Source organism: Vibrio sp. M250220, assembly GCF_036533795.1.
In the GTDB taxonomy this organism is placed as follows: Bacteria; Pseudomonadota; Gammaproteobacteria; order Enterobacterales; family Vibrionaceae; genus Vibrio.
In genome coordinates this window covers 46,238-53,497 of the sequence record NZ_JATABI010000021.1, presented here as the reverse complement: position 1 = coordinate 53,497, position 7,260 = coordinate 46,238, and the positions used below count along the sequence as shown (strand labels likewise).

The window sequence follows — 7,260 nt, the reverse complement described above, 5'->3', positions numbered from 1 at the left end:
AATGGTGGCATCTGGCGGCTTGATACCTGAAATAGTGATATATGGCTCATCAGCCTCATCTCCCCAAATGTTGGGTTGGGAGTCATAATAGTACCAATAGCCAACCACCGTTAAACAAACCAAGACAATCGAACGCTTTGTGTTTTTTTCATAATATCTGCTTCTTAACTTCTTCAGGTAAGGATTGATTAGACATCAGCAGTAAACTGAGCGGATACCGCTCAGGGTTGTTTAGAGTCGCGGTCAATTCGTGCCTGACCTGATGATGATTGTGCACTAATTGTTCGTTTATCGATATCTCTTGTTTTAAGCTGGCAAGATAAGCTTGATTAGTGGGCGAGTAGGGTTTGCCTAACGTTTCGGCTAACTCGTACTTAGCCTTCAAGGAGCGTTGTTGTAAATCGTCGATGGTATTTGAGAGGTAATTGATCGTGCCTTGATAATTGTCATTTACTATTTGCAATGTATTGACGATTAATAGGCCGTGTTTACTTGCCTGTGGTGTACACTTAAGACCTATTTATAAAAGAAACAAAGGCTTAATGGTTGAGGGACTAATGAAGCATTTATCTAGTCGAATTTGGTTGTGTTCCCTTTTGGGACTAATGGTTGTAGTGAGTGCATTCACCAGTTATTCCGTGCGAGCCTCGGCAGAGCCACCGTCTAAAGCTGAGCAAACCTTAGAAAAAATTAATTTAGATTTGAAAGAGTTATCCGATGCTCTATTGACCAGTACTGGGCAAGATAAGGATGCGTTGCAGCTTAAATTATTCCAGAAGAACGAAGAGTTGCGCTCGACACTAGCCAGCGCTATTGAACGTGATTCGCTTCCAAAGCAAACCTTGATTTCTCAAGTTGAGATGCAACAAAACTACTCACAGGGTGCCAGTGTTTATTTAGAAGGCAAAATCAAAGATCTTAATGAAAAGATCAATGGTGCCAAAGATGATGAACGCCTAGCTCTGCTCAATGATTATCAGGAATTACAGCACTACTTTGACAGCGTCATTGAGTCTAGCTGGCAGAACATTGAATGGTTGACCAAGCTCGGGGTGGATGAAACAGCTGCAACGGAAAGTTTTCGCGACTTAGTGAGCAAGAGATTGCGTCTTATGTCAGCGTCTGTGGAGTATTTCAATCAGCAAGTCAGTGTTGTGGGCAAACAGTTATCGGCTAGTCCGGAATCTGAAAAGTCGTCCTTACAGCTGTCTCAGCTAGTGCTTAAGCAGCGTATGTCGATTGCGGTTGAAAGCCTAAATTCACTGATTTCCATCGCTGACCAACTTGGTATTGATACGTCCGAGTATAAACGTTTGATGTTTGAAGTGACTGGCAGTATCACTCAGGACTTGTTTGATGGGCAGGTACTAATTTCGATCATTTCTCATTGGTCGACTAACATTTGGGATTGGCTCGCACATAATGCACCTCAGCACTTGTTCCAACTGTTCGTTTTCGCTCTGCTGTTGCTTGCGACCAGTATGGTGGCGAAGTTGACGCGCAAAGTGGTGAGTAAAACGGTCGTATCAAAGAACCTTAAATTATCACAACTGATGCAGGAATTTTTTGTCGGCATGTCAGGCAATATTGTCTGGGTGATAGGGATTTTGGTTTCGCTTTCCCAGATCGGGTTAAACTTAACACCGGTGCTGACAGGTTTCGGTATTGCGGGTGTCATCATTGGTTTTGCATTACAAGATACCCTGTCGAATTTTGCGGCGGGTATGATGCTGCTTATCTATCGTCCATTTGATGTCGGTGACTTCGTTTTCGCTGGAGGTGTTGATGGTAAGGTGAGCCATATGAGTTTAGTGAACACCACGATTAAGACCTTTGACAACCAGATTATTATCATTCCGAATGGCAAAATCTGGGGAGACGTGATTAAAAACGTTACTCATGAACGTCTGCGTCGTGTCGACATGGTATTCGGGATTGGCTATGGTGACGATTTACTCAAAGCTGAGCGAGTGTTAACTGAAATTGTTACTTCTCATCCTTCAGTTTTACGTACTCCAGAACCGAATATTCGAGTCCATTGCCTGAATACCTCTTCCGTGGACTTTATTGTTCGTCCATGGGTCAAAACAGACGATTACTGGGATGTTTATTGGGATGTCACTAAAGAAGTCAAACTGCGTTTTGACAAAGAAGGCATTTCTATTCCATTCCCACAGCAAGACGTTCATTTGCACATGGTCAAGCAAACCCAGCTAGATCAAGAATAGACAGAGGGCGCATAAGTCGCGACGGCGACAAGAAACTAGCCTACTTGCAGGTGGGCTTTGTCCTAAGGGGAGTTAGCGCTGTAGCAAATAAGCGGGGCAGGTTGGCCGTATATCGATTGGCAACAGCCAATGCCTTGTAATAACAAGGTCTCTACTGGCTAAAGTTAAAGGATAGCCAGTAGGATTCCGCCTACGGTTGCCGCTGCGGAAAGATATTGCCCCGCAGAATAAGAACCGTCTTCCTCTTCTTTGATCTTATCTGGATGATCCATGCCTAACGCGCCGTGTGCGAACGACTCAACTTTGTCACCGACAGTTTTGTTTTCATTTTTCGCTTGTACGCCTTCTTTCTCAATTTCCTGTAGTGCAGTTAGAAGTGCCTTACCTTCCTCGGAAAGGGTTACTTTATTCTGCTCGACTTTAAGTGGAGCAGGGTTGGTGGTTGCACTAACTGCATTGGCTTGAGGTTTTACCTGCTGGGTTGGGGACAGCTTAGCTGGCTCCATTCCTACTGGGGTCATAATGATCTCCTTACATCATCCTCAGACAATATATCGGCTGCTTGATGAAAAACTTGTGCAAAATATGCGAGATTTGTATGAAAAAAGACCAAGCATAAACCGTGCCCAGTTATCACGTCGTTAATATTTTTTAACAAAGCGTAACGGGGCATTGTTATCAAGCAAGAGCAGTGCCTATTTACAGATTAGCTGATCATTTCGTGTTGCTAAGTGCTGGAAGGCCGCAAGGCGGTTTTCTGCTTTTATGTAACGCGTCGGAGGCGCCAGTACGTGCAGGCGAAAATCACGATGATTATCAGGCTCGATAGTTGGCGAGCTTGTCGGTGTGATGACGACGATGTTAAGGCTGGGCATTCTTCGCAGTAAAGAGGCTTCGATTCCTAGACCTTGTTCAGTGTGAAACTTTCCTGCGATATGGATGATTTGATGACGAGGATTCTGCTTTAAGTAATCACTGATTGACTCTGCCATTGTTTCATCCCACGTGACTTGCGCTGCATATTGGCGCTCAGATTGTTCTGGTTCTCCATGATGCATAGATGCCATAAACTTCTCTTTGTAGGGGCTAGAGCCCGTCTCGATCTCTCGGGCAAGATGTTGTCTCTCTTCATTCGAGAGTTTGTCTAGATAGCCGATACCCTGACGCCCAATACAGCGCACGAGAGGTTTAGGAGCGTTTGATGCAATGACGTCCAGTGAATTCGATTTGGCGAACTCGACCAGTGCTCGGTAGTCGCTCTCATAGTTAGGCCAGCCATTGGCGGTTTTGATCAGGGTCTGCTCGCCGATTTCACCATCAAGGTATGCATCCAATACTGACTGTTTGTCGCGTGCAAACTGTTCCATGGAGATCGTCAGGTGTGGGCTAGTGCGAAACAGCTGTTTGACGAGGTCGGTCTGAAAGCGGTGAATTGCGCTGTGTGTATGCCACTCACCAACCAGTATCACGTTAGCCTTTGTTAACGCGTCGGGTAGAGAATTGATTGAGATGGGCTCGTTGTCTGGACTATAGAGTTGGTAGTCATAGAAACTGACGACACCTTGTGACTCGTGAGTAGGGTCGGCAGATGAGCAGGCGGTAAGGGCAATAAAACTCAATAAAATAGCGATATACCGAAGCATGATAGCAGCCTCCATTAACTTGAGCGGCAATAGTAATGGAGACTGTGAATGAACTCAATGAAAATGAGAATAATTATCGATTTTGGTTTATTGCTTGCGGTAAACCCGAATCATAAAGTCAGCCTCACACTCAAACAGTGTAGCCGATTTTAATTTTTCTCTAAGTGCGTCATCGGCTTTCCATGCAAATGGCGTCATTTGCAGCAGGTCGAAGCCATCCCCATCACTCAGCTTCATCGTGTAGCTTAGCGTCTCTTGATGTTCTAGAGCGAAACCTTCGATCGCTTCCGTTTCTTCACTATGTAAGCGAACATCGGGGTAGATCTCTTCTCTCAACTGATAGAGATGACGACCGGCAGGTGTGACCGTGATTACAACCCCATTTTCCGTCGTAACTCGATTGAGTTCTTGAGCATGACAAGGAGCGTAGATGCGGAGTACGGCATCAAAACTGCCATCAGCAAAAGGCAGCCTATGGCTTGAAGCTACCGAAAACTGACAGTTTGGATAGCGCTTAGCAGCGTAACGAATCGCTACTTTAGAAATATCTAAGCCATAAGTCGCGGAGTTCGCATCTTGTTGCTTTAGTGACTCAGATATTGCAGTTGTGTAGTAGCCTTCCCCGCAACCAATATCCAGTAAGCGATGCTTGCTGTTGATCAGCAGATCTGAAATCAAGTCTGCCACTCGTTGCTTCATCGGCTGGTAATGGTCTTTATCGAGAAAGCGTCGACGAGCTTGCATCATCTCTTTATTGTCACCGGGATCTTTCGAGCGTTTATGCTGCACAGGCATCAAGTTGAGATACCCCTCTTTGGCGAGATCAAAAGAATGATTATTCTCGCAGCGATAGGTACGCTCGCTGAGGGAGAGAGGGTGGTGACATAATGGGCAGGTGTAGGACATAACTGGCTCTAATCGATACTGAGTGGGCGAAGTTTATCAGGAAGCAGGGCAGTAGACTAGCGGTGACCTGACGGGTCTTTTAACGAGGTAATCAGGAATTAATTTCGAGGAGAGAAAATGTCGCAGGACGTTATCCTGCGACAAAAGCCGTTAGTTTGCCGAAATGGTGGTCACTAGCTCATAACCTTCGCCAGATTGCAGCGACTTTCCTTGCTCAAGAGATGGAGCATGAAGGGTCGACTCAACACACAGGAAGGTTTGGTAGCCGTTGTCTTCCATGTCAGCCATAGATGTTGCGCCTTCTGCCCATGGGTTCCAAAGAACGGCTGAGTTATGCCCCTGATTCTCTACTTTGATGGTGCGATTCAGAACGGGATCTTGAACCAGAATTTCTTGCTCTGGCTTAGTGTAAACACGATCAATGGTGTCGGTGAGTTTGAGTACCTCACCACCTTGGCATCGTTTTCCTGCCTGTAAGCTATCTATGTACTCTGAACCCATACCTGTCGTTTGAGCCTGAGCGATGTCACCAACGTTTAGGTAAGTGTGCAACGCGCCAGAGAACATCCAAGATTTGTCGTCAGTATTGGTCACTTTTAGCGTGACTTTAAGCTTTTCCGTCACTTCAACAATCAGGCGAGCATCAAATTGATACGGCCAGATTGCTTGTGTCTCTTTACTATCGCTCAGGCCTAGCTCAACGATAACACCATGTTCATTTTCACGATGTTCAATCAGTTGCCATTGCGACGAGCGCGCAAAGCCGTGCGCGGGAGCGGCAATTCTGCCAAACCAAGGCCAGCAAACAGGAATGCCGCCACGTAGTGCTGCGCTACCATCAAAAATAGCCTCTTCGCTCATCCAGATCAGTTCAGGCTGACCAACTGGTTGAAACGAAACGACATGACCGCCGTGCAGTGCTATGCCTGCGGTGGCTTTATCATGAATAATGCGAACGATTTTAACCTTGTCTTTTTCAACGATAGTGACGTTGTCAGAAAGAACGGTTAAAGCAGGTAGTTGAGTTAAATTCATTCTATTGTCCCTGATGAGAGAAATTACATTCAACTGTCCACTCGGCAGCAATGAACAATGGGCTGTAATCTCGATAGTATTACCAAACCAACAGATACTAAAAAGGCGACTCAAGAGCCGCCTTTTCTTTAACGAAATTCTTCGCTAAACGCTGACTAAGTAAAAATTACTTAGAGATGTGAGCGATTAGGTCTAGAACTTTGTTTGAGTAACCGATTTCGTTGTCGTACCAAGATACAACTTTAACGAAGTTATCAGTTAGAGCGATACCAGCTTTAGCATCGAATACTGAAGTTTGAACTTCACCGATGAAGTCTTGAGATACAACTTGATCTTCAGTGTAGCCTAGAACGCCTTTTAGTTCGCCTTCAGAAGCTTCTTTCATTGCTGCACAGATAGCTTCGTAAGATGCGCCTTTCTCTAGGTTAACTGTTAGGTCAACTACAGAAACGTTAGCTGTTGGTACGCGGAAAGCCATACCAGTTAGTTTGCCGTTTAGTTCTGGAAGAACAACGCCTACAGCTTTAGCAGCACCAGTTGAAGATGGGATGATGTTCTGAGAAGCACCACGACCACCGCGCCAGTCTTTAGCAGAAGGACCGTCTACAGTTTTTTGAGTTGCTGTAGTAGCGTGAACTGTAGTCATAAGACCAGATACGATACCGAACTTGTCGTTAAGAACTTTAGCAACAGGCGCTAGACAGTTAGTAGTACAAGAAGCGTTAGAAACGATGTCTTGACCAGCGTAAGTAGCGTGGTTAACGCCCATTACGAACATTGGAGTAGCGTCTTTAGAAGGGCCAGTTAGAACAACTTTCTTCGCACCAGCAGTGATGTGCTTACGTGCAGTCTCGTCTGTTAGGAAAAGACCCGTTGCTTCAGCTACTACGTCAACACCGATTTCGTCCCATTTTAGGTCTTCTGGGTTGCGCTCTGCAGTAACACGTACAGTTTTACCGTTAACGACTAGGTTACCACCTTCAACTTCAACAGTACCGTTGAAACGGCCGTGAGTTGAGTCGTACTTAAGCATGTATGCCATGTAATCTACATCGATAAGGTCGTTGATACCTACTACTTCGATGTCTGCGCGCTCTTGTGCTGCACGGAATACGAAACGACCGATACGGCCAAAACCGTTAATACCTACTTTGATAGTCATTATAGTTGCTCCACAACTTAATTTCTGATTAAAGATAACTGGTAGTAAAATTACAGAATCCAGTCAAAATCTGCAACAGATAATCGGACTTAACTTGTTTAAAGTCAAAAAAAAGCGTCGCTTTTTTTCACAATTAGTCGCAAATGGTCATGTTTTGAACGGATTACTGGTTTTTTCCCTAACCAGTTGACGTAAAATAGTTCAGATGTTGACAGCTGTGCTGAAAGTTTAACCATCCTGTCATGGTCTCAAAGTATGTGCTACAAAGGTTATTATTCGCAAGTTT

7 protein-coding genes are annotated in these 7,260 nt (G+C 45.0%); 1 reads left to right on the top strand and 6 read right to left on the bottom strand.

Annotated features, from left to right (window positions below; translation table 11 throughout):
• Nucleotides 1-148: 148 nt before the first annotated feature.
• Nucleotides 149-463, bottom strand: a complete 315-nt coding sequence (locus tag QTN94_RS09640; RefSeq protein ID WP_331427524.1) for a hypothetical protein — start codon at nt 461-463, stop codon at nt 149-151.
• Nucleotides 464-557: 94 nt separating this feature from the next.
• Between QTN94_RS09640 and QTN94_RS09635 the strand changes: the two genes are divergently transcribed.
• The gene (locus QTN94_RS09635; protein WP_443088789.1) at nt 558-2,228 is read left to right on the top strand and encodes a mechanosensitive ion channel domain-containing protein; all 1,671 of its coding nucleotides are present in this window, start codon (nt 558-560) and stop codon (nt 2,226-2,228) included.
• A 164-nt stretch (nt 2,229-2,392) separates the two neighbouring features.
• Here the strand turns inward: QTN94_RS09635 and QTN94_RS09630 are convergent, their stop codons facing one another.
• The 5 genes from QTN94_RS09630 to gap all read right to left on the bottom strand — a co-directional run bounded on the left by QTN94_RS09630 (nt 2,393) and on the right by gap (nt 6,974).
• Nucleotides 2,393-2,749 carry a hypothetical protein gene (locus QTN94_RS09630; protein WP_331427523.1) on the bottom strand — a complete coding sequence of 119 codons (357 nt, stop codon included), beginning with the start codon at nt 2,747-2,749 and terminating at the stop codon, nt 2,393-2,395.
• A gap of 174 nt (nt 2,750-2,923) precedes the next feature.
• Nucleotides 2,924-3,871 (bottom strand): ChaN family lipoprotein, encoded by a 948-nt coding sequence (locus QTN94_RS09625; protein ID WP_331427522.1) that lies wholly within the window; start codon nt 3,869-3,871, stop codon nt 2,924-2,926.
• Nucleotides 3,872-3,958: 87 nt separating this feature from the next.
• Nucleotides 3,959-4,777 carry a 23S rRNA (guanine(745)-N(1))-methyltransferase gene (gene rlmA, locus QTN94_RS09620; protein ID WP_331427521.1) on the bottom strand — a complete coding sequence of 273 codons (819 nt, stop codon included), beginning with the start codon at nt 4,775-4,777 and terminating at the stop codon, nt 3,959-3,961.
• Between the two features lie 150 nt (nt 4,778-4,927).
• Nucleotides 4,928-5,812 (bottom strand): D-hexose-6-phosphate mutarotase, encoded by an 885-nt coding sequence (locus tag QTN94_RS09615; protein WP_331427520.1) that lies wholly within the window; start codon nt 5,810-5,812, stop codon nt 4,928-4,930.
• Nucleotides 5,813-5,978: 166 nt separating this feature from the next.
• Nucleotides 5,979-6,974 (bottom strand): type I glyceraldehyde-3-phosphate dehydrogenase, encoded by a 996-nt coding sequence (gene gap / locus QTN94_RS09610; protein WP_138972391.1) that lies wholly within the window; start codon nt 6,972-6,974, stop codon nt 5,979-5,981.
• Between the last annotated feature and the right edge of the window lie 286 nt (nt 6,975-7,260).